At 34.9% G+C, this 20292-nt stretch carries 12 protein-coding genes and 2 pseudogenes; 3 read left to right on the top strand and 11 right to left on the bottom strand.

The features are described 5' to 3' along the window. Positions 1–89: 89 nt before the first annotated feature. Complete coding sequence (locus ACEN4N_RS06550) at positions 90–449, bottom strand: metal-sulfur cluster assembly factor (protein ID WP_138403990.1); 360 nt, start codon at positions 447–449, stop codon at positions 90–92. Between the two features lie 146 nt (positions 450–595). On the opposite strand from ACEN4N_RS06550, the gene ACEN4N_RS06545 reads away from it, so the two are divergent. Together ACEN4N_RS06545 and ACEN4N_RS06540 are read left to right on the top strand one after the other, a co-directional pair. Continuing rightward, a complete protein-coding gene (locus ACEN4N_RS06545) occupies positions 596–838 on the top strand; it encodes a DUF1858 domain-containing protein (protein WP_407090232.1) in 243 nt (80 codons plus the stop codon). Continuing rightward, complete coding sequence (locus tag ACEN4N_RS06540; RefSeq protein ID WP_407093910.1) at positions 831–2816, top strand: DUF438 domain-containing protein; 1986 nt, start codon at positions 831–833, stop codon at positions 2814–2816. The genes ACEN4N_RS06545 and ACEN4N_RS06540 overlap by 8 nt, the downstream gene beginning before the upstream one ends. A gap of 43 nt (positions 2817–2859) precedes the next feature. Here the strand turns inward: ACEN4N_RS06540 and ACEN4N_RS06535 are convergent, their stop codons facing one another. Further along, complete coding sequence (locus ACEN4N_RS06535; protein ID WP_407093909.1) at positions 2860–5910, bottom strand: type I restriction endonuclease subunit R; 3051 nt, start codon at positions 5908–5910, stop codon at positions 2860–2862. Between the two features lie 195 nt (positions 5911–6105). Here ACEN4N_RS06535 and ACEN4N_RS06530 point away from each other — a divergent pair. After that, a pseudogene (locus ACEN4N_RS06530) lies at positions 6106–7187 on the top strand (restriction endonuclease subunit S). Positions 7188–7276: 89 nt separating this feature from the next. Here the strand turns inward: ACEN4N_RS06530 and ACEN4N_RS06525 are convergent. The 9 genes and pseudogenes from ACEN4N_RS06525 to ACEN4N_RS06485 all read right to left on the bottom strand — a co-directional run bounded on the left by ACEN4N_RS06525 (position 7277) and on the right by ACEN4N_RS06485 (position 19882). Then, positions 7277–8206: a site-specific integrase gene (locus ACEN4N_RS06525; RefSeq protein ID WP_407090235.1), complete on the bottom strand. Its 930-nt coding sequence runs from the start codon at positions 8204–8206 to the stop codon at positions 7277–7279. A gap of 117 nt (positions 8207–8323) precedes the next feature. After that, entirely contained in the window at positions 8324–9541 is a 1218-nt protein-coding gene (locus ACEN4N_RS06520; RefSeq protein ID WP_407093908.1) for a restriction endonuclease subunit S, read from the bottom strand. Further along, positions 9541–11133: pseudogene (locus tag ACEN4N_RS06515) on the bottom strand (type I restriction-modification system subunit M). Before ACEN4N_RS06515 ends, ACEN4N_RS06520 begins: the two are co-directional and overlap by 1 nt. 151 nt (positions 11134–11284) lie before the next feature. Further along, positions 11285–11863: an SRPBCC domain-containing protein gene (locus ACEN4N_RS06510; RefSeq protein ID WP_407090237.1), complete on the bottom strand. Its 579-nt coding sequence runs from the start codon at positions 11861–11863 to the stop codon at positions 11285–11287. 23 nt (positions 11864–11886) lie between these two features. Beyond that, on the bottom strand, positions 11887–12834 hold the full coding sequence (locus ACEN4N_RS06505; RefSeq protein ID WP_338489553.1) for an HD domain-containing protein: 948 nt from the start codon (positions 12832–12834) through the stop codon (positions 11887–11889). A gap of 170 nt (positions 12835–13004) precedes the next feature. Next, entirely contained in the window at positions 13005–15890 is a 2886-nt protein-coding gene (locus ACEN4N_RS06500) for an AAA family ATPase (protein ID WP_407093907.1), read from the bottom strand. After that, a complete protein-coding gene (locus ACEN4N_RS06495) occupies positions 15880–17151 on the bottom strand; it encodes an exonuclease SbcCD subunit D (protein WP_407093906.1) in 1272 nt (423 codons plus the stop codon). Before ACEN4N_RS06495 ends, ACEN4N_RS06500 begins: the two co-directional genes overlap by 11 nt. A gap of 119 nt (positions 17152–17270) precedes the next feature. After that, complete coding sequence (locus ACEN4N_RS06490; protein WP_407093905.1) at positions 17271–17630, bottom strand: YlbF family regulator; 360 nt, start codon at positions 17628–17630, stop codon at positions 17271–17273. Positions 17631–17755: 125 nt separating this feature from the next. Continuing rightward, positions 17756–19882, bottom strand: coding sequence for a transglycosylase domain-containing protein (locus ACEN4N_RS06485; RefSeq protein WP_407093904.1), 2127 nt, complete (start codon positions 19880–19882; stop codon positions 17756–17758). Positions 19883–20292 lie beyond the last annotated feature (410 nt).

Genomic DNA, 20292 nt, shown 5'->3' with positions numbered 1-20292 from the left:
AAGCAATAGGATATAACAATTATTTATGTGAATTTTAGAACATTGTACAAAAATAGCCCCATCGTTAGACAGGACTTTTAAATATTAATTTAATTCGGAATAAAATCACTCGGAATACCTAAAGCAATACGAGCAAAGCGTGAGATGCGAGATAAATCCCAATGCGGTTCAAAGACAACTTTTATATCGATTTCAGTAATTTTATCAAAGTTAGCTAATTGATATCTCACGTCACTATCAATAAAGTCTGCTAAGGGACAACCGGCAGTTGTTAAAGTCATTATGACTTCAACCTTCCCTGCTTCATCCATATCTACTTCATATATTAGGCCTAAGTTCGCAATATCTATGCCTAACTCTGGATCGATGACTCCTGTTAATTGCTCTAGTAATTCTTCTTCGTACTTTAATGCTTCGTTTTTGAATAGAATACCAAATTCTTCATTCATAAAAGATGTTCCTTTCGTTTAAATAATATATTTATTTTATTCATATTGCTTATGAAGTTATTGTTCGCTAGTATTATATAATATAGTACGTTTAGTTTATACATAAATAGATTTAATATCAATCGAATTTTATAAGGAGTAAGAAAATGGAAAATCAAGTAGACCTTAATAGACCTGTGAAACAAGTCCTTGATTCACACCCTGAACTTCTCGACATTCTTGTCGATTTAGGCTTTAAACCTTTAGCTAATCCAGCCATGAGACAATCGGTTGGAAAAGTTGTTACACTAAAAAAAGGCTGCAAATTAATCAACCTTCCTTTGGAACAATTAGTGAATGAACTACACTGGAACGGCTATACTGTCATCGGAGGTGACGTGAATGAGTAATAATACAGACAATCGCATAGATATATTAGAAGGTATTCTTCTTAAACTGCATCATGGAGCGGATCCTGAATCAGTTCAGGATGAATTTAATGAGCATTTCACGGGTGTGAGTGCCATTGAAATCTCCATGATGGAGCATCAATTAATGTATGGGGATAGTGTGATTACGTTTCAAGATGTTCTTAAGCTATGTAATGTTCACGCGAATCTGTTCAAAGGTACGATTGAAGATGGTAAAGCACCCGATGCTGATCACCCCGGACACCCCGTAACAGTATTCAAAGAAGAGAATATGGCGTTACGCTCTGCCCTGCTACGGATTAACAATATTCTGGATACCTTTGAAGAAATGCCGGTTGAAGAATTGTCTAATGGAATGATTAAAGGACTTAAACGTCAATATGATATCATCGGGCAATTTGATAACCATTACAAACGGAAAGAACATTTATTCTTCCCGGTTATGGAAAGTTACGGCCACGACGCTCCACCAAAAGTTATGTGGGCAAAAGATGATGAGATCCGTGACTTATTCAAACGCGCCTATAAAGCCATGGAAAAATTTCCCGATATTAAATTTTCAAAAGTAAGAGATACGTATGAAGCTTTCCAATTTGAATTCAATGAAATGATTTTTAAAGAAGAAGCTATATTAATTAATATCTTACTTGAAAGTTTCAATCAATTGGATTGGTACAACATCGCCCAGCAAAGCGATAATTACGGCTATGCAATTATTCCTCCTCGCGAAACTTGGGAACCAGAAAACCTGGCAGACTTACTCGAAGAAGATACGAAAAAAGCTGAAGAATTAACAATTCAAGAAGTACCTACACCAACTAAGTCAGTTCAAAAAACAATGAATACAGTGGAAAGTAAAACAATCGAAACACGAAAAATTACCGTTAATGCCGGTCAATTTACCGTTCTTTGGGAACCAGATGAGACGCTTGACTCAAGCAGTAACCAAATCATGAACCCAACAGTGCCTCTTTCGATTGGTGATGGTTACTTGAGCTTAGAACAAATCAAAGTCATCTTTGATTACATCCCAGTGAAAGTTACTTTTGTTGATCAAAATGATATCGTACAATACTTCAATCACAAGAAGGAGTCATCAATATTACCACGACACGCTGAAAACATCGGTGCTAAGGTAGAAGATGTCTATCCAGAAGCTGTCTGGGATACATTAGAACCCATTGTTCAAGCTTTCAAAGATAACACATTAACTGAAGAAAGCTTTTGGTTTGAAGATGAATCAGAATTCTTATATATTTCGTATAAAGCACTCTTTAATGAAGCCGGGCAATATCAAGGGTTCGTTGAAATAATACAAAACATCCAACCTATCTTAGATATTCAAACGGATAAATGGCGTAATTTACTCCCTCAAAGTAAGGTTGATTTAACACTTAAGGATCCAGCTAATTTAACTCAGGTTAATCACAAACATCAGTCTCAAGCAGAATCACAAGTACTTCAATTTGGTAAAGGACAGTTGGAATTCAACTGGTCTGTAAGCAATGAGACAGTAGTCAATGATCCAAAGGATTTTTCTAATGAGCAATTGATTAGTATCGGCGAAGGATATTTAAGTTTAAAGCAAGTGAGACTCATTTTGGATTCAATGCCCTTTGAGATTACTTACGTTGACGGCGATCATAAGTTTAAATACTTTAATAATATCGGTCCTTATGACGAGATGCTCTTCCAAAGATCACCTTTAGAAATTGGACGTGACTTAGAATATTGTCACCCCGCTAGAGTTTGGCCAAAGGTTAAACGCTTATCTGAAGACCTTCAAGCACAACGTCGTTTTATTGAACCTATGTGGTTCTCACCTGAGAATAAACTTATTTATATCTTGTATATTGGTGCGCAAGATCAAAATGATAATTATCATGGTATTGTGGAGACCGTTCAGGATGCTTCAATGTATGTTGAATTGGACGGAACAGAGAAAAGACTGTATTAAAAAAAGGAACTTGCTATTTTGTAGCAGGTTCCTCTTTAATATACTAGCGCCAGTTTAATGGTAGTATCTCTTCTTCAATAACGTCTGTAAATTCATTCTTTACATGTTTCCAGAATTTTAATCGATTAACTCCATTTTCAGTGTTTTCTTTATAGGCATTATAATCAGCACTTCTTTTTAATTCTGTCTCACCGATTTGTTTTTTCTTAGCTGGGTTATAGTTTTCTACTAAGAAAGCGAAATCTTCCTTATTTAAGAAATATTCTTTAGTAATCTTCTCTTCAATCGTATCTATCTTTTCTTCAATCTTTAACTGAAGTTTTTGAGATACATCTAAGTTTTTCAATTCTTCTTTTGGTAAATGTTGAACTTCATTCCAGATATCGTCAATAATGACAGCTAATTTTGGATTTGTTTGTTTAAAGTCAGAAATATACTTTTCAATTTCATTAACTCTCTTTTTACTTGGTTTATCATCTTTTTGATTGTATCTTTCATTCGATAAGTTTTGAATGAGTAGAATAAGATACTCGTAATCAATCTTATCCGTTCCAATTGATGATAATTTATAGTCAATATCAAATAATATTTCTTCTACATCATTCTCGCCAATCCGTTCTTTAATTTCTTGCAATGCATTTTCGTATTTACCGTGGTAATCTTCAATCAACTCTACTTTTAATCCAAATTCTTCTTTAAAGTAATCTTCATCATAATTAGAGTATACTTTGATTGCACTGAACGTTTTATCAAATTGTTGATAGTTTTTCACAAAGAGCTTTAGTGCTTCTGTCTCATCATTCATATCAATATTATCTGGATTGGGAGCTATAAATCTTAACTCCTCTAAAGCAAAAGTGAAATTACTAAACGCTTCATCCCAATCTGGAGCTTGAATAGCATTTTCGCCTCCATTAGAATACAAGAGAAAAGCTTCTTGAACTGCCTCTTTAAATGTAGCTGGCGATTGGAACGTCATGATTTGTCCGTATTGTTTAGTATGGTCATAAATACGGTTGGTTCTAGAGAATGCTTGGATCAAACCTTGTGGTCTCATAGGTTGTCTATCGACAAATAGTAATGCTAAAGAAGGCGCATCGAACCCAGTTAATAGTCGATCAACAACTATAACAATATCAATTTGTTCTTCTCTATATTTATATATTTCCTTTTTCCGAGCTAATCTATCATTTAAATTTCTATTGAATCCTCGAAGATTACTTAAATCATAATTAGTATTGTACATCTTATTATAATCCTCTAAAACACCTTTTAAATGACTTTGGTTCTCAAATGAACTCTCCTCAGTTTCTGTTACAGAATAAGTGACACTCACTTTAGGAAAGTCAACCACTGCTTTTTTCACTTTGTCAGAAATAACAACTGAACTTCTACCCTCGATGACTTCTCTAAATGAATCATAATATCGTTGAGCTTCTTTAATAGAACTCGTCGTCAATATTGCACTGTAAGTATTTCCGATTCCTCGATCCAAGTTAAATTTATTTTTTGAATGATTAATAATTGTATCAATCACCTCTAATTTATGTTCATCAGAATAATAAATTTGTGTGGGTATATATTTTTCTTTCTGAACCTCATCCATATGTAATACACTATCGACTTTTGCTTCATGTTTAACAATATCTATTAAATCATCATCACTAATAGTATTGTTGTACTCTACTTGAAACCCAAGTACAGCATTATCATTAATTGCTTCTTTGACTGTATATTCATGTAATCTAGGGCCATATTGTTCTTCAGTAGTTCGTGCTAAATTTCCCTGTTCTTGACGAGCATTCTCTACAAAAAGTGGTGTTCCTGTAAAACCATACCAAAGAGTATAAGGAAAGAACTTATTAATCTCCTGTTGTTTTTCTGGTGAGACCGCCCTATGACATTCATCTACTACAAAGGCTACATGCAATGATCGTAACTTTTTATAATTCCGATTGTTTTCGTTATCTCCATATCTTTTCATAACATAATTCAATTTTTGAATGGTCGTCACTATAAGTGTTCTATCATTTGAAACTAGTTTTTTTACTAAATCAGAGACATTATCAGTCTGATCTATATCAATAACATCATTCTCTGCATAAGACGTAAAAGAAGCCGTCGTTTGTTGATCAAGATCTATTCTATCAACGATAAATATTGTCTTATCTATTGAAGGTATTTGAAGTAAGTTTCTCGCTACCTTATAAGAAGTCAAAGTCTTTCCTGATCCAGTCGTATGCCAAACATAACCTGACTCTCTTCTTCTAGATGCCCTTTCCACTGCTTCGATAGCATGGATTTGATAAGGTCTCAGTAAAATTAGTGATTTCTTTTCGTTATCTATTACAGTAAACTGTGTGACTAATTTATGCGCATGTGGAATCGATAAAACATGTTCCGCAAATTCTAAATAATTATTCACTCGCTTATTATCCTTATCAACCCAAGTTGTAAGGAACTTAGAGTTGAGTTTTTCTCCTCTTCCCGCTGCAATGTACCGTGTGTCAGAACCATTTGTAACGACAAACATCTGAGTCGTTGAATAAATTCCATTAAACTTACCTTCGTTTAAGTACTTATTAATTTGTTCATAAGCAGACATATACCCATCTGATTTGTTTTTCAATTCAATATGAATCATGGGAAGTCCATTAATTAATAAAGTTACATCAAAAATCCTTTGACGATCAACAGGACTCACTTGTGTCGTACGATACTGATTAATTACTTCATAGACAGATGTCCCACCTGCAATATCTTGACGTCGAATAACCTGCAATAATATAGTTCCCTTGCTAGCATCCTCTCGTTGAACTGTCGCCTTAGCAACACCATTCTCTCCTGTTAACCAAACTGCAGCAGCATAAAAAGAGCTAAAGTTTAATTCTGCTTTAACTTGTTCAAATTCTTGGTCAGTTAATGGAACACCATTCAGAACGCTTACATTATTCGCTTCCAAAATTTGTCTGAAATTGTCCCATAATTGATCCTCAGTCTTTAAATCATCACGATAGGTCCACTGTGACTCACCTTGAATCAATTGATTTATTATATTTTTTTCAAATTCTGCTTCACTAGTAAAAGACGGCATAGCTCTCCCTCATTCATTTTTAATAGTCTATTTTATCTCATTATAGCATGAAAAGCTTAGTAAAATAGTATTTATGACTAGTATTTTCGCTCGATTGAAGGAAATTAAAAATTTAGTTGATATAATAGGATAATCCTTAAATTTTTAGACGATTTTTGGGAACAGCGTAAATTGGGGGATTTAGGAAAAGTTTCAATGAACAAACGTATATTCAAAGATCAGACCTTTGAATCAGGCGATGTGCCTTTCTATAAAATTGGGACATTTGGGGGAGTGCCAGACGCATATATTTCTCGAGAATTATTTGAAGATTATAAATCCAAATACCCGTATCCTACAAAAGGAGATATACTAATATCTGCATCTGGAAGTATAGGAAGAACCGTCGTATATCAGGGTGGAGATGAATACTTTCAAGATTCTAATATTGTTTGGTTGAATCATGAAGGACGAATAGACAACAAATTTTTGAACCAATTTTATTCGATTGTTAAATGGGAGGGATTAGAAGGAAGTACGATAAAGCGTTTATATAATAAGAATATACTAGAGACCAGTATAAAACTTCCGACTCTTACTGAACAAAAAAAATAGGGGGTTTTTTTGATAAATTTGATAAAATTATAGATCTTCATCAGCGTAAGCTTGATAGATTAAAAAACTTAAAAAAGGCTATCCTACAGCTTATGTTCCCTGAAAAAAATCATAGTGCTCCCAAACTAAGATTCAATAATTTCTCAGAAGTATGGGAACAGCGTAAATTGAGTGAAGAAGCAGTGATTACGATGGGACAATCACCTAATGGTAAGAATTATACTGATAATCCAAATGATTACATATTAATTCAAGGAAATGCTGATATGAAAAATGGGAAAGTAGCTCCGCGAGTATGGACTACGCAGGTAACTAAAACAGCAGACCCTAAAGATATTATATTAAGTGTACGCGCACCCGTTGGTGATGTGGGAAAAACAGATTTTCATGCTGTCTTAGGCAGAGGTGTCGCCGGTATTAAAGGTAATGAGTTTTTATACCAAGCTTTAGTATGGATGAAAATGTTTGGTTACTGGACAAAAGTTAGTACAGGATCGACTTTTGAATCTATAAACTCGACTGATTTGAAGAATGCAATAATTAGTTGTCCTGGAAATAATGAACAAAGAAGAATTGGTAAATTTTTAAATCATTTAGATAAAGCTGTAGAGCTTCATCAGAGAAAATTAGACTCTTTAGAAAGACTAAAAGCATCATACTTACAATTACTCTTCCCACAATAATACTATCGTATAGATATTAATGATAATTGAAATCTAAAAAAAACTAATAAATACCGCTAATTCCAAATAGCGGTATTTATTAGTTTTTTTCAGATTAGGGTGGACAAATGACGCATAATTTTATCATTATCCTGATTCTCTAATTCATGAATGATATGTAAATAGGTTTCTTGTGTAGTTGTCATGCTAGAATGACCTAACCTTCTAGCAACTGAAGCAATAGATACTTCGGCATACAATAACAAAGAAGCATGTGTATGCCGAAGACTATGAATAGTTATTTCTGGAACTCCAGCATCATTACAGAGCTGTGAAAGTTTTTTATTAATCGTAGTGTTAAAGATTCTCTCACTTACAAATATCGATTGATCAGAAGGCAGATTCCGTACAAGCTGAGAAAACTGCATAGCTGTTTGCCAATCTAATTGTATTGTTCTAACTGATGATGGATTTTTTGTTGGCAAATATTTTCCATTGGGTGATTTATAATCCCATGTTTTGTCTACTTTCAATTTTTGAGTAGTGAAATCAAAATCGTTTGGAGTCAATGCAAGTGCCTCAGAAAAACGTAATCCTGTTTTTAAAATTAATAGAAAGAACCAGTCCCAATTAATTTCACTTGTTAATTCAAATTCTTTGATTAAAGATTGAGCTTCAAATTGATTTAAATACTTTATTTTTTTGGTTCTAGGTTCTTTGCCTTTAATTATTACTTTACGAGTTGGATTATGGGGTAATATACCTTCATCTACAGCATCTAATATCGCACCTTTGAGTTGGTGATGGAAATCCATTGTAGTTTGTCTTTCATGTGTTAATGCATAATCATTTAACAATTGTTGATACGAAGTTCGCGTTAGTTCACCCATTTTTAAATTCGGTGCTAGTTCTTCAATTCTTCTTTGATTAATATAATATTTCTGAAGAGTAACTTGCCTAACTGCAGCTTCCTTGTATAGCGCCACCCAATCTTTAAAATAGACTGAAAATAATTGATTTGTTTTTCTATTTTTTACCAAAATAAAACCTCCTTGAATATTTTAGGAAAAATCCTATTATCAATTATCAAGGTTTTAATGGCTTTTTGTATATAGTAAAGTACTACAAATTAAAATAGTTATTTATTATAAACCAAATTATACAAATAATAATTGTAAACTTGAATTTTTTAATTCTTTTAAAGAGTCTATTTTTCTCTGATGAAGAGTGATAGTGTTATCTAGTTGTTTGAATACATAACTTATTTTTTCTTGTTCTGAATAGTTCGTTATAAAGAATTTAACCTTAGAAAGATCTTTCCCATACATATGAGCAATAGTTGTACCAACAGTGATAGGGAATAATTTTTGTCTTTGTGAATTAATGTGATAACTCATAAAAATAGATAAAACACGAATATCCTGTTTGGGTCTGGCAATTATTATATCTCCACCAAGCTTAACGTTATTTAACATAATCGCATTTGCTTGTGCCGTACCATTAGGAACCGTAGAACTTCCTGGAAATAGCAAATCATTTTCTTTTGATAACACCCCGTCATCATCAGAACTTAGATTTACTTCACTAATTACTTCTGAATATTTTGTGTAAAGATGTCCATAAGCAATAGCTGGATCATCCTTAGAATAAGTAAAACTATTTAAAGGTAACCCCTTACCTTTGCTAAAATCATAAATTGAACCTAACTTCCGCTCTTCCCACTCACCTTCAAACCCAGCAAACCGCAGCTTAGGTACAGTTTCACCTTTACCAGGAAACATTTGCTGTAACAACGATTCTTTGAGTTGATTTAATTGGTCTAACTTACGCTGATGAAGATCGATGTTTTTATCTAATAAGTTGAAAAAATCTCCTATAATTTGTTGCTCATTAGAGTTAGGAAACTCAATTTTCAAACTTTTAATGATTGAACCTGAGAGATTGCCTTGTCCACCCTGCAAATAGGTGCTAATAATTTGTTCTTTATTCAAGCGTAACCACTGCATAATAAAGTATGAGTTATAATTTTCATGTGGGTGAATAGCTAATATTGCTTGATTTATTGCTCCATTTATTTTGGAAATACCAACTTCTCCACTAGTTGCACCATACATGGCATAAAGTATTGAACCTTTTTCAACAAGTTTTGCTGATGAGTTTTTCAGCCCACTTTTTGTCAGAAATAATTCAGTTGTTTCGCTGTTTATTTCCGCAGAACGAATGAAGGGTATATTTCCATTATAGTAGGATGAATCTGTCACAGATGGAGTACCACCTGAATAAGTGTTACAAATTTTCCCCAACTTACGCTGTTCCCAATCGTCTGTAAATCCTTTAAATCTAAGTTCCGGTTGTCTTCTTTCTTCCTTAGCCATTATTGAAACACCTCTTTCATCGCTTGAATGATATCTCGTGTTTCATCCGTCACTTGAAAGTCATCAATCATTGAAAGTAATTCTTTCTCAGTTTGCTCAATTTCAGCATCAATTTCGCGAATATCTTTACTCAATTGAACCACATCAATGGGTTCTGGTTCTTAAAAAGTATCTACATAACGTGGGATATTTAAATTATAGTCATTCTCTACAATCTCATCATAAGGTGCTAAATAGGCATACTTATCTACAAATTCGCGCTTCTTATAAGTTTCAAGTATCTTTTCAATGTTTTCTTCAGTTAAGATGTTTTGATTTTTTTCTTTTGTGAATTCATTTGATGCATCAATGAACATTACATCACGATTTACTCTGTTTTTCTTTAGAATAATGATTGTAGTTGGGATACTTGTATTCACAAAAATATTAGCTGGTAAACCAATCACCGCGTCAATGGCTCCGTTTTCTAATAGAGCTTTACGTATCTTCCCTTCAGATGCACCACGGAACAATACGCCATGTGGAAGTACAATTGCCATAACTCCATCATTACGTAAATGATAATAACCATGTAGTAAGAATGCAAAGTCAGCCTTAGATTTCGGTGGTAATACGCCAAATGAAGAAAATCTTGGGTCATCTAAAAAGCCTTTAGATGCTGACCATTTTGCTGAGTATGGAGGGTTCATTAATACACCTTGGAAGTTTGTCGGCTCATCTGTTGGCCAATCCTCATCAAGTGTATCACCATTACGTAACTTCTGATTCTCAATAGGCACTCTATGAAGAAACATATTCATACGTGCTAAGTTATAGGTAGAAGTGTTTAATTCTTGTCCAAAGTAACGAACGCTTAATGGTTCATTGGAATAGCGTTGTGCGTTTAGAAGAAGCGATCCCGATCCCATAGTTGGGTCATAAATTGTGAATCCCTTTTGATCCTCTTTACCCATTAATACAATTTGTGTCATTAATCTAGCTACTTGTTGCGGTGTATAAAATTCTCCCGCTTTCTTCCCTGATTCTGAAGCGAATTGACCAATAAGGTACTCATAAGCATCTCCGAGCGCATCTCCGTCATAATCAACAAGATTTAAATCAGCGAGTTCTTTCATTAACAATGAAATTGTTTGGTTTTGTTTCTGAGGATTAGGTCCTAGCTTTCTTGAGTTTAAATCAATATCTTCAAATAAGTCTTCAAAGATAGGATTTGATTGCTCAATGTCTCTTAATCCTTGTTGTAAATGCTCTCGTTGGAAAGTATTATTGTTAATTTCATCAATAAGTGCAGAGAAAGTTAGCTCTGGTTTAATGTCATAGGCAATATCATCTTTCAAAGCTTCTCTTAAATCCTCATGAGTATCTGCATCTTTATATGCAATTGCATAGATCAACTGAGCTTTTTCTAAGTCATGTGACTCTTCTTCTAGTAACTCTGTAGAATGTACTAACATTCTATCAGATAAATACTTATAAAAGACAAGCCCCAATAAGTATGATTTGTATTCATTGGCATCCATTTTTGATCTTAATATATCAGCTGAATTCCATAATGCTTGGTATAAACTTTGCGAATTTGACTTTTCCATCATGATTCTCCGTTCTCATTTAACTTACGCTGTGTTTAAGCGAAACTAATCTTAGTATATCATAGAACTTTAAATTTCCTCTACACAAGTTGTTCATAAATATAGTCACAGAAAGAAGTGTTGTGCAATAGCTACAACACTTCTTAAATAATCTCTATTCAAACTCAGCCGCCGTTTGTTTTTTTATCAACTGTTCTACTTCATCGTAATACACATTGTATAACTCCATTGTATCTGGAATAGGTTTGTTATCAATGATCGCAGCAATTTTTTGCATACAAATTAACCAACCCGTCACGTCTTTCGGACTATGCTCTTCATCAATATGATGAATCCATTGAGTATAATTCAGTTGCGTCGTTAAGTCGTCATTGCTAACAAGGTCAAAGGTTACAATGTTTCCTTCTCCCCATTCAAATGACAAGTGAGACGGCACTTCAACGTCATAAATCATCATATTTATATGCATGTCGCCTGAATTAAACATCAAGTTTCCGCCAGCTTTGAGTGATTCAAATTCAAGTTCAGGGAACCATTGTTTGACGTATTCATTCGATGTTAACACTTCCCAAACTCGCTCAATATTAGCATTTAACTCACCTTGTAATACAATGTCTATACCATGATTATGTGTTAAATGATCTAATTCAGAGTGATGATGGTGGTCATGATCGTGGTCGTGATTGTGATCATGGCCATGTTCATGTGCATGTGCGTCTTTATGTGAATCCATATTATCTCTCTTTTCTCTTTAGATTATTTTTGGAATTTAGGTTTATAGATTTGACGGCGGTCTAGTGCAAAGATTTGTGATGTAAATTCGCCTGGCTCAGTCTTATCTAGGACTTCAGTAATCATGTTGATTTTAGCGTCCATATCGTCAATATAGTGAATTAACTCTGCTTCTAGTAATTGTGGTAAGACAGGACTACCAAATTCCATTTTACCATGGTGAGCTAATACCACATGTTTCAGTAATAAGATTGACTCGTTCTCAGGATCAACGCCAATTTCAGCACACGCACGGTCAATCATCTCTGAGATAATGACGATGTGTCCCATCATCTTCCCTTTAAGGGTATACTCTGTTGAGATGGCTCCACTTAATTCAACAGTTTTACCAATATCATGAAGGATAATTCCTCCAATTAATAAACTTGGATTCAGTTGTGGATAAATCGATAATAAATTACGTGCGATTTTAACCATTGATAATGTATGGAAGCTTAGTCCACCTGCCATGGCATGGTGTAATCGTTTGGCTGCTGGATGGACAAAGAAGTCTTCCTGCGTTTGGTGAATGATTTTACGAACGACACGTGCAATGTTTGGTTCAGTTATAAGTAATAACGCATCATCAAGTTCTGCTTCCAAGTCTTCACGTTTAACTTTCACTTTCTCAACATAAAGCGTTGGATCATCCGGCTCACCCGCTTCTGCTAGGCGCATGGATTCAATCTTTACTTGCGGTGTTCCTTGATATGTATCTCTCTTACCTCTCAGAAAAACAACTTTACCTGCTTGGTATAAGTTCACTTCTTCTTCAGTTGCTGACCAGAACATACCGTCCATCGAACCTGAACGGTCTTGGAATCGAAAGGCTATGAATGGTTTCCCATTACGCGCTGTACGAATATCCGCTGCTTTAATTAGAACAAAAATACCGAATTGTTCTCCGTTTTTAATTTCAAATAATTGTGCCACAATATACCTCCTTGTATATATAAAACATCTAGTTATGTTAAACAGATATACATAATAATCACTCTTTTATTCTATCATATTATACGGATAAAAAAATATCCGAGCCCTTAAATAATAGTGAAGTCATTATTATTTAAAGACTCAGATATGGACTGATCTTATTCAACCTGTTATTCAGATTTTTCTTCCTTTGCTGCTTCTAACGATTCATCCAAAGCTTCTTTATAATCTTGAGTGTTCTCATTAGGTAAATCAATTGAGTTAATTTCCTCTAGATTAATAATAAATTTCGGATGGAATGTTTCATTAGCTTGCTGGTCAAAAGTAAAGAATAGCACTTGTATGTCTTCACTAATATCTTGCAGCACTTTATACATGCTAGTTTTACGGAATTCATCAAAGTTTACAAAGGCATCGTCAATGATGATTGGCATCTTAATCATTCTCTGAGCACTAATGACAAAGGCTAATCTTAAGGCAACATATAATTGCTCCAAAGTACCTTGTGATAATTCGTGTGGTGAGAATAAGACGTCACTAAATTGTTTTACTTTAATATCTTTCTTATTCATCTTAATTTGTGTATAGCGACTGAAACTTAAGATATTAAAGATATGATCAGCAATATCATTCATTTCATTGACTGGATTATCCAAACCTTTACGAAGTGTTTGATTAATCATATCCATTGCCAAACGTTTAGTTCCCCATTCATGAATCACTTCAAGAATTTCTGTCTTTTTATTCTCAAGTTGTTGTGATAATTCTTGGAAAGTACCGTCTTGCTCAAGTTGTTGAATCTCCACGACGAGATTCGCTCTCTCACGAATATTCGGATCTAACTTCCCTTTCAGAATTGAATGCTCACGTTCTGATTCATGGAATGACTCGTTAAGACTTTGTTTACTTTCAATCGAAGCTAAATCATCTTCGTAGCCAGTAATTTGTTCTTTATAAAGTTCTTTTTTATTCGTTAAGTCTTCAATTTCTTGGTTAATTGACACTCGTTGTTCAAATTCTAAGCGATTTGTAACATCCGTTTTATTATAGATGTCTTGAATCTCAACTTGTCGTGCGTCAATTTTGCCTTTGTTTTTCTCAATGCGTTCTCTAGCCTCAACTAAACGCTCCTTCAAGCTATTCCCTCTTTGTTGAGCTTGAATTAATGACGCTTCAACTTCTTCCACGTGACGAATTAACACGCGCGTAGTTACATCCTTGGCTGGGAATCGTTCTAGAAGTGGCGAGATTGCATCTTTCCAATCTTCAATTTGCGATGCTAATTTGGCCAATTCAGCCTCATAAGTCTCGCGTTTTTCCATCTCAGAGAAGTAGGTTTTCACTGGATTTGTCTTTAGAATCCACTCTGGATCAGCTGTTGGATAAAAACCAATCTCAGTTAACCAATGATTTTGATCTTTTACAATTTCAGCTTTTGCTTCTTCTAATTCATTAATTGTATCTTCTTTTTCATTGATTTCTGTACCGAGTTCACGACTTTGCTCACTCACTTGTTTCTCTTCTTCTTTCAACTGGTTCGCTCGATCGAGGACTGGACTATTATTAAACTCATTCATTAAGTTACGGTGTTTTATAAACACATAAGACATTGACGCAATTCCGATAATGGTCATAAACACACCTAACCAGAATATTATATTCGCCATACTTGCTTCATTAACTAAATTGAAGAATACGACAATGAGCCCAACAACTAACAGTGTTAAACCTATAAAGTACTCTGATAATCGCGTATTTTGAATTAGAATTTCTTCTTCATTTACACGCTGATTCTCAATCTTCGCCACACTTTGACGCAAGTTTGCGCTTTTATTTTGCAAATTTTTTCTCTGTTCTAAAAGCATCTTACGTTGAATTCGAATGGTTTCAATTTCAGAATTGCTGTCGATTAATTTTGTTTGGATGATTAAGCCTTTTTCAACTTTTTCTTCATAAGCTTGGCTGTTCTCAATCTTTTCTGGATAGAATTGTCCTTTTACCGCTAATTGTGTCATAGATTCGTTTGTTTCGTGAATACGCTGATTCATTTGCTCAAATTTGGTTTGAACTTCTTTAATTTGCTCTGTATGAGATAACCATTTCTTACGGTCTTCTTCATGATTATTCGCCCAATTAAATCGTGTTAGCTGGCCTAAATCGTTTTGAATGTGAGAGATACGTTCTGTTAAGGCTGTATTCTCTTCCTCCAAGTTTTGGATGGAGTCCACATCATCTTTCAATTTCTTTGGCGCGTTCTCAGGAATAGTCGTAAATACAAGTCCCTGTAAGGCTTTCTCTGTCGCTTTGAGTTTCAAGTAAGTGTCATAACGCGAGATGAGTTTATCTTTTTCTCGTATGTCTTGTTCAACTTGATTGAGTTGTTGATTTGTTTCTTTGATGACAACATCAATTTGGTCCCGACGTCTAGTTAAATCATTGTAGCGTCCCGTGTTTCTTTTAGCTTCATTCGCTTGTTCAGAAAGATGATCATAATCATTAAGCAGACGGTTTAGTTCAGGTTTAACACCCCTAGGTTTGAATAATTCATCCGTTTGTTTCTCAAGATCCTTAGAGATGCTTAAGAATTTATCGCTTCCAAGGGTTCCGATACTTAGAAAATAATCATTTAACTGGTCTGCGCCTACATTCGCTAATTCTTGTAAATTCGCTAAGTTAAAGGCATAAAAGTTATCAAATAATGACTCGTCTAAGCCACCTAATATTTCATTCAGTTTAGATACAGCTAATTCTTCGCCTGAATCTGTATAAAGTTTCAATTCTTTATCCGTTCTTTCGATCCAAACATCACCATAGACTGTTTCTGTTAACAGAATGCGTCCACCGTATACGTCACTATTCTTAGGTTCATAACGATTAGGCTGGTTTACTTTTTTACGTCGACTTGGAAAACCGAAGAGAATCGAACGAATAAATGATTGTAAAGTTGATTTACCTGACTCATTACGGCCATAGAACAATTGAATGTCATCGTTAATATCAAACTTTTGGTTAATCCAACGTCCATATCCATAGATATCTAATGTTTTAATTCTCATGAGTCTCATCCTCCGTCTCTTTATCTAGCCCGATCATTTGTGCTATTAATTGTCGAGCAGAATAAATCATATCTTCCTGTAAGGATTCATCATGTTCTAAGTTAAAGTGACGTTTAATTAGTGGATGTTGATAAAAATCAGATACGACTGTCTTAAAGCGGTCTCCCCCTTCTAATTCTTCCACCACTTTATTAAAACTTTCCTCCAAACCTGGATCAAAATGAAAGACATCTAAAGACACATTTAATTTGGGTGTCATTCGATGAATGAGTACAAATGGACTTTCCTGATAATCTTGGTCTAAGACTTGGAAAAATTCGCCATCTTGAATTTGTTCAAGGAGTTGAGGTTCAAGTCTTTGGGCTTGAGTTAACTCCACATGAATAAAGTAAGTTTGTTGATTTGCGTTCGCTTCATCTTGGAAATTAGCCCTGATTTGTTGTAATTCTTCAATAATATCATTCGCTTGCCAATCAGATTCGCACTCTAATTTAGCATTTTCCCAAACAATTGAAGCAAGAGAGTAAAACGTATTTATCGTTTTTTGACCCTTCTCTAATTCAACGATATAGCACCCTTTATCGCCAGTTTCATTAATATGACGTCCTTGGATTGTCCCAGCATATTGAATCAATGGTTCTTGGTTCATCACTTCAGATTTATGAATATGTCCTAAAGCCCAATAATCATAGCTTTTTGAGAGTAGTTCCTCGATATTAAAAGGAGCATAATTTCCTGAATCTGATTCAATTCCTTCTAAAGCTCCATGTAACAGCCCAATATTGAAAGCTTCTGGGTTGTTATTCATTGGATAATCATTAACCACGCGTTCGTGAATCCATTTCGTTGTATAACTGAAACCATGAATTTGAACTAAGCGTCCATCCTCTAGATTGAATTCATAACTTGATACTTGTCGGGAATCTAGAGCATGCACATTGTTGGGATAGATCACACGTGCTTTATCTGGACGAATATAATCATGATTACCATGTATAAGTACAACGGGAATGTCCACTTTATCTAAGCGTTCCATTTGTTTCATAAAAAAATGCTGAGCGACGATTGATTGCCGCTCGCTGTTATACACATCACCTGAAATTAGCATGACATCAACGTCTTCATTAATCGCAATACTTACACAGCGCTCAAAAGCTTTAAACGGGGCATTGATTAACTCTTTTTGTAATTGAGGCGAATCATTACCTAGCCCTGCAAAAGGACTATCTAAGTGTAAATCGCTGACGTGCAATAATTTCATCTTGTTTGCTCCTTTCATTGAATAGTTTTATATAAGAGAGAAAATTTACGTAAAGAAAACCAGCCAAAAGCATCGATCGTCTCGAAAACTTCCAGCTGGCAATAAAGTTCAGCAAATAATTACTGGCTCATGTTTTGATAAACTTCATTTAATGGCTTCGTAATAATCTGGTTGATGTCATTAATCGTTTGGCTTACTTGTTGCTCACTAGCCATTAAACGGTTAACGTTCTCATCTTCTTGAACTTTAACAGACATTGCTTGAATGTTTGCAATCTCTTCTTCTGTAGGTGCTTCACCTTGCATTTGTTTCTGTTGTAATTGTTGCGAAATCGCGCGGAATTCTTTGAATAACTCACGACTCTCATCGTTCGCTTCAATGGCAGCAACTGATTCTTTTAAATCATTATATGCTGGTAATGCTCTTAAGTCGCGCTCCAATTGATTCGCAGTATCATAAATATTATTATTTTCTGTCATATTCTCTCTCCTTTTTTAACTTCTATCTTAATATTAGCAAAATTAGACTCTCTTTACTACCAGAAACGGTTATAAATCTGAATTAATTTGAAAGTTACATTAGTTAGTTTTCCACACAAATTAAACTAATTTATCCAACCCGAAACTTCTTCAACTACATTCGAACCAATTCTACCTATCTCATTGAGTAGATTCCCACCGTGTTCAGTAATAAACTCACCCGCATCATTCAAGAAGTACGTTGCTTGTTCTTGCCAATTATTCGCATTCTCCACAATGTTTGTAGCCTCTTGAGTTTGTGACGCATAAGTGACATCGAAAGGCGTCTGCGGTGATTGATTCATTAGTGCCGTTGTCTGAAGATTGAATAAGGCACCCATACCAGTTGGCATGAGTTCATCTAAAGACGGTTGGCCTTCGACGTCTACTTCGTCTAAGCCTGACCATGACACGACGACAAAGTCTGGTGTGTAACCAACCATCCATCGATCACGTGTATCCATATTTCCTTCTGCTACTTCGGTGCTTCCGGTTTTACCAGCTAACATACCATAATCTGGTCCGGATCCATAACCGGTCCCGTATCCACCATAAGTATCTAACATCATGCTTGTCATATCTGCAGCGACATTAGAAGTCATTACCATATGTTTTGTTGGTGATTCATTGTTGTAGACCACTCGTCCCGATGCATCTTCAATTCGACGAATAAAACTACTTTCAAAACGAATACCTTCATTAGCAAAGGCTGAATAAGCATTCGCTATTTGTAGTGGTGAAAGCCCTGGATTAATAACTCCAAGTGCTAAGGATAAATCTTGATTTTCTTGCGGGACATTAATACCAAATTGTCTTAATTTTCTGACCGATTCACTAATTCCAATATCATCCATTAAGTGAACAGCCGTTGTATTCTTACTTTGCGCTAAGGCGTAGTATAATTCAGTTTCGCCACCCGGTTCCGTATAATTATTATAATTATTTGGCGCATAATCATTCGCACCATGGCCTTCCACGACATCCGGAACGATTGAATGCATATTGTAACCATTCTCAAGGGCGGGTACATAGACAGCCATTGGTTTAAGTGTTGATCCTGGTAAGCGGTACATGTCCGTTGCGCGGTTAAAGCCGCGATAGACATAATCCCCTCGGCCGCCGTAGACTGCCATAATCCCACCCGTATTTGGATCAATAACGACACTTGCACTTTGAACTAATGGTTCTCCTGTCCCATCATCTGGGAATATCCATGTATTATCATATGACCTGTCTATGGCATTTTGATATGCAGGGTTTAAATTCGTATAAATTTTATAACCTTTTGATAATAAATCATCTTCTGGAATATCAGTCACTGCCACTACTTCATTAATGACACCATCGAAGTAATACGGATAAGTGTAACTATCCTCGACATAGTAATTATCATAAAGATATATTCCTTCAGCCATTATGGCATCAGCATCTTCTTGGGTGATGACATTATCTGAAGCCATCAATTGAGCTACAACATTCCGTCTTTCAATCGCCGCTTCATAATCATCAATCGGGTTAAATATTGAAGGTCCCTTAAGAGTTCCTGTTAGGACCATACTTTCATTATAGTTAAGTTGCGAAGCTGGATGACCAAAGTATTTCTGAGAAGCATCTTCAATCCCCCAAACTCCGTTACCATAGTAGGAATTATTTAAATACATTTCTAAAATCTGGTCTTTTGTATAATGCTTTTCAACTTCTATAGATAGAAAGAGTTCTTTAATCTTCCGTTGGAAGGTTTGATCGAGCGTTAAGAAGGCATTCTTCACAAGTTGTTGGGTAATCGTACTCCCACCACCGCCACTCGTGTCTCGATTGATTAATAACCTAACAAACGCACGTCCGATCCCGATAGTATCGAAACCGTTATGTTCATAGAAGCGTTTATCCTCAACGGCCACTAACGTCTCTCGCATCTGGGGCGAGATTTGTTCTAAAGGAACATAAGTCCCTTTTTGAGCCATTAAAGTTCCAGCACTTGTATCATCGTAAGCATAAATAGTTGTTTGAGACATAAGTCCTTCTTGCAAGGTAGCAACACTCGTTGTCTTAGCAATAAGAACAGAATAACTTGATAGCAGTAAGGCAAACGTTAAGCCAATAAAGATTAACCACTTCCAACCACGGTAATATTGCCACATGGATTTTACTTTATCCCAGGTTGCATTACTTTTTCTCGTTGGTTTCGTTGGTTGATTGTTATTTTCTTCCATAGTTTGCCTCCTTTCATTTTATTATTGTATAAATTAATATAGTATTATCCTACTGATTTGTTATCAGCCTAAGGAATGATAGCCTTACTTATTATATAGATAAATTCCAGCATGACAAGTTAGTTTACACTAATTTAACTTAAGGACATTATAAGCAATAAGTGTGAAAAATAAATGAAATATTCGCTATCTTTAATAGGTAAACGTCTTTTAAGATAATTGATATCTATTGATATTGCCTAAGCAATTAATGTAAAACAAAAAACTACTGGATACACATAAGGGTTCTTGAATTTTTGGTGTTGGTGAGAGAAATCTCACTGACACCTTTTTTTGTATGTACACAAAAAGCCAGTGAATTCCTATATAATAAAGTTACCACACATTACTAAAAGGAGAATTCACTTGGC

Source organism: Ruoffia sp. FAM 20857 (assembly GCF_045528645.1).
Lineage (GTDB): Bacteria > Bacillota > Bacilli > Lactobacillales > Aerococcaceae > Ruoffia > Ruoffia halotolerans.
The sequence above is the reverse complement of the archived record's forward strand: the minus strand, read 5'-3'. Positions and strand labels throughout refer to the sequence as shown.

Excerpts from the sequence above, each read along its gene's own strand:
- ACEN4N_RS06550 (WP_138403990.1), bottom strand. The coding sequence starts at position 449 with ATGAATGAAGAATTTGGTATTCTATTCAAAAACGAAGCATTAAAGTAC.
- ACEN4N_RS06545 (WP_407090232.1), top strand. The coding sequence starts at position 596 with ATGGAAAATCAAGTAGACCTTAATAGACCTGTGAAACAAGTCCTTGAT.
- ACEN4N_RS06540 (WP_407093910.1), top strand. The coding sequence starts at position 831 with ATGAGTAATAATACAGACAATCGCATAGATATATTAGAAGGTATTCTT.
- ACEN4N_RS06535 (WP_407093909.1), bottom strand. The coding sequence starts at position 5,910 with ATGCCGTCTTTTACTAGTGAAGCAGAATTTGAAAAAAATATAATAAAT.
- ACEN4N_RS06520 (WP_407093908.1), bottom strand. The coding sequence starts at position 9,541 with ATGGCTAAGGAAGAAAGAAGACAACCGGAACTTAGATTTAAAGGATTT.
- ACEN4N_RS06510 (WP_407090237.1), bottom strand. The coding sequence starts at position 11,863 with ATGGATTCACATAAAGACGCACATGCACATGAACATGGCCATGATCAC.
- ACEN4N_RS06500 (WP_407093907.1), bottom strand. The coding sequence starts at position 15,890 with ATGAGAATTAAAACATTAGATATCTATGGATATGGACGTTGGATTAAC.
- ACEN4N_RS06495 (WP_407093906.1), bottom strand. The coding sequence starts at position 17,151 with ATGAAATTATTGCACGTCAGCGATTTACACTTAGATAGTCCTTTTGCA.
- ACEN4N_RS06490 (WP_407093905.1), bottom strand. The coding sequence starts at position 17,630 with ATGACAGAAAATAATAATATTTATGATACTGCGAATCAATTGGAGCGC.
- ACEN4N_RS06485 (WP_407093904.1), bottom strand. The coding sequence starts at position 19,882 with ATGGAAGAAAATAACAATCAACCAACGAAACCAACGAGAAAAAGTAAT.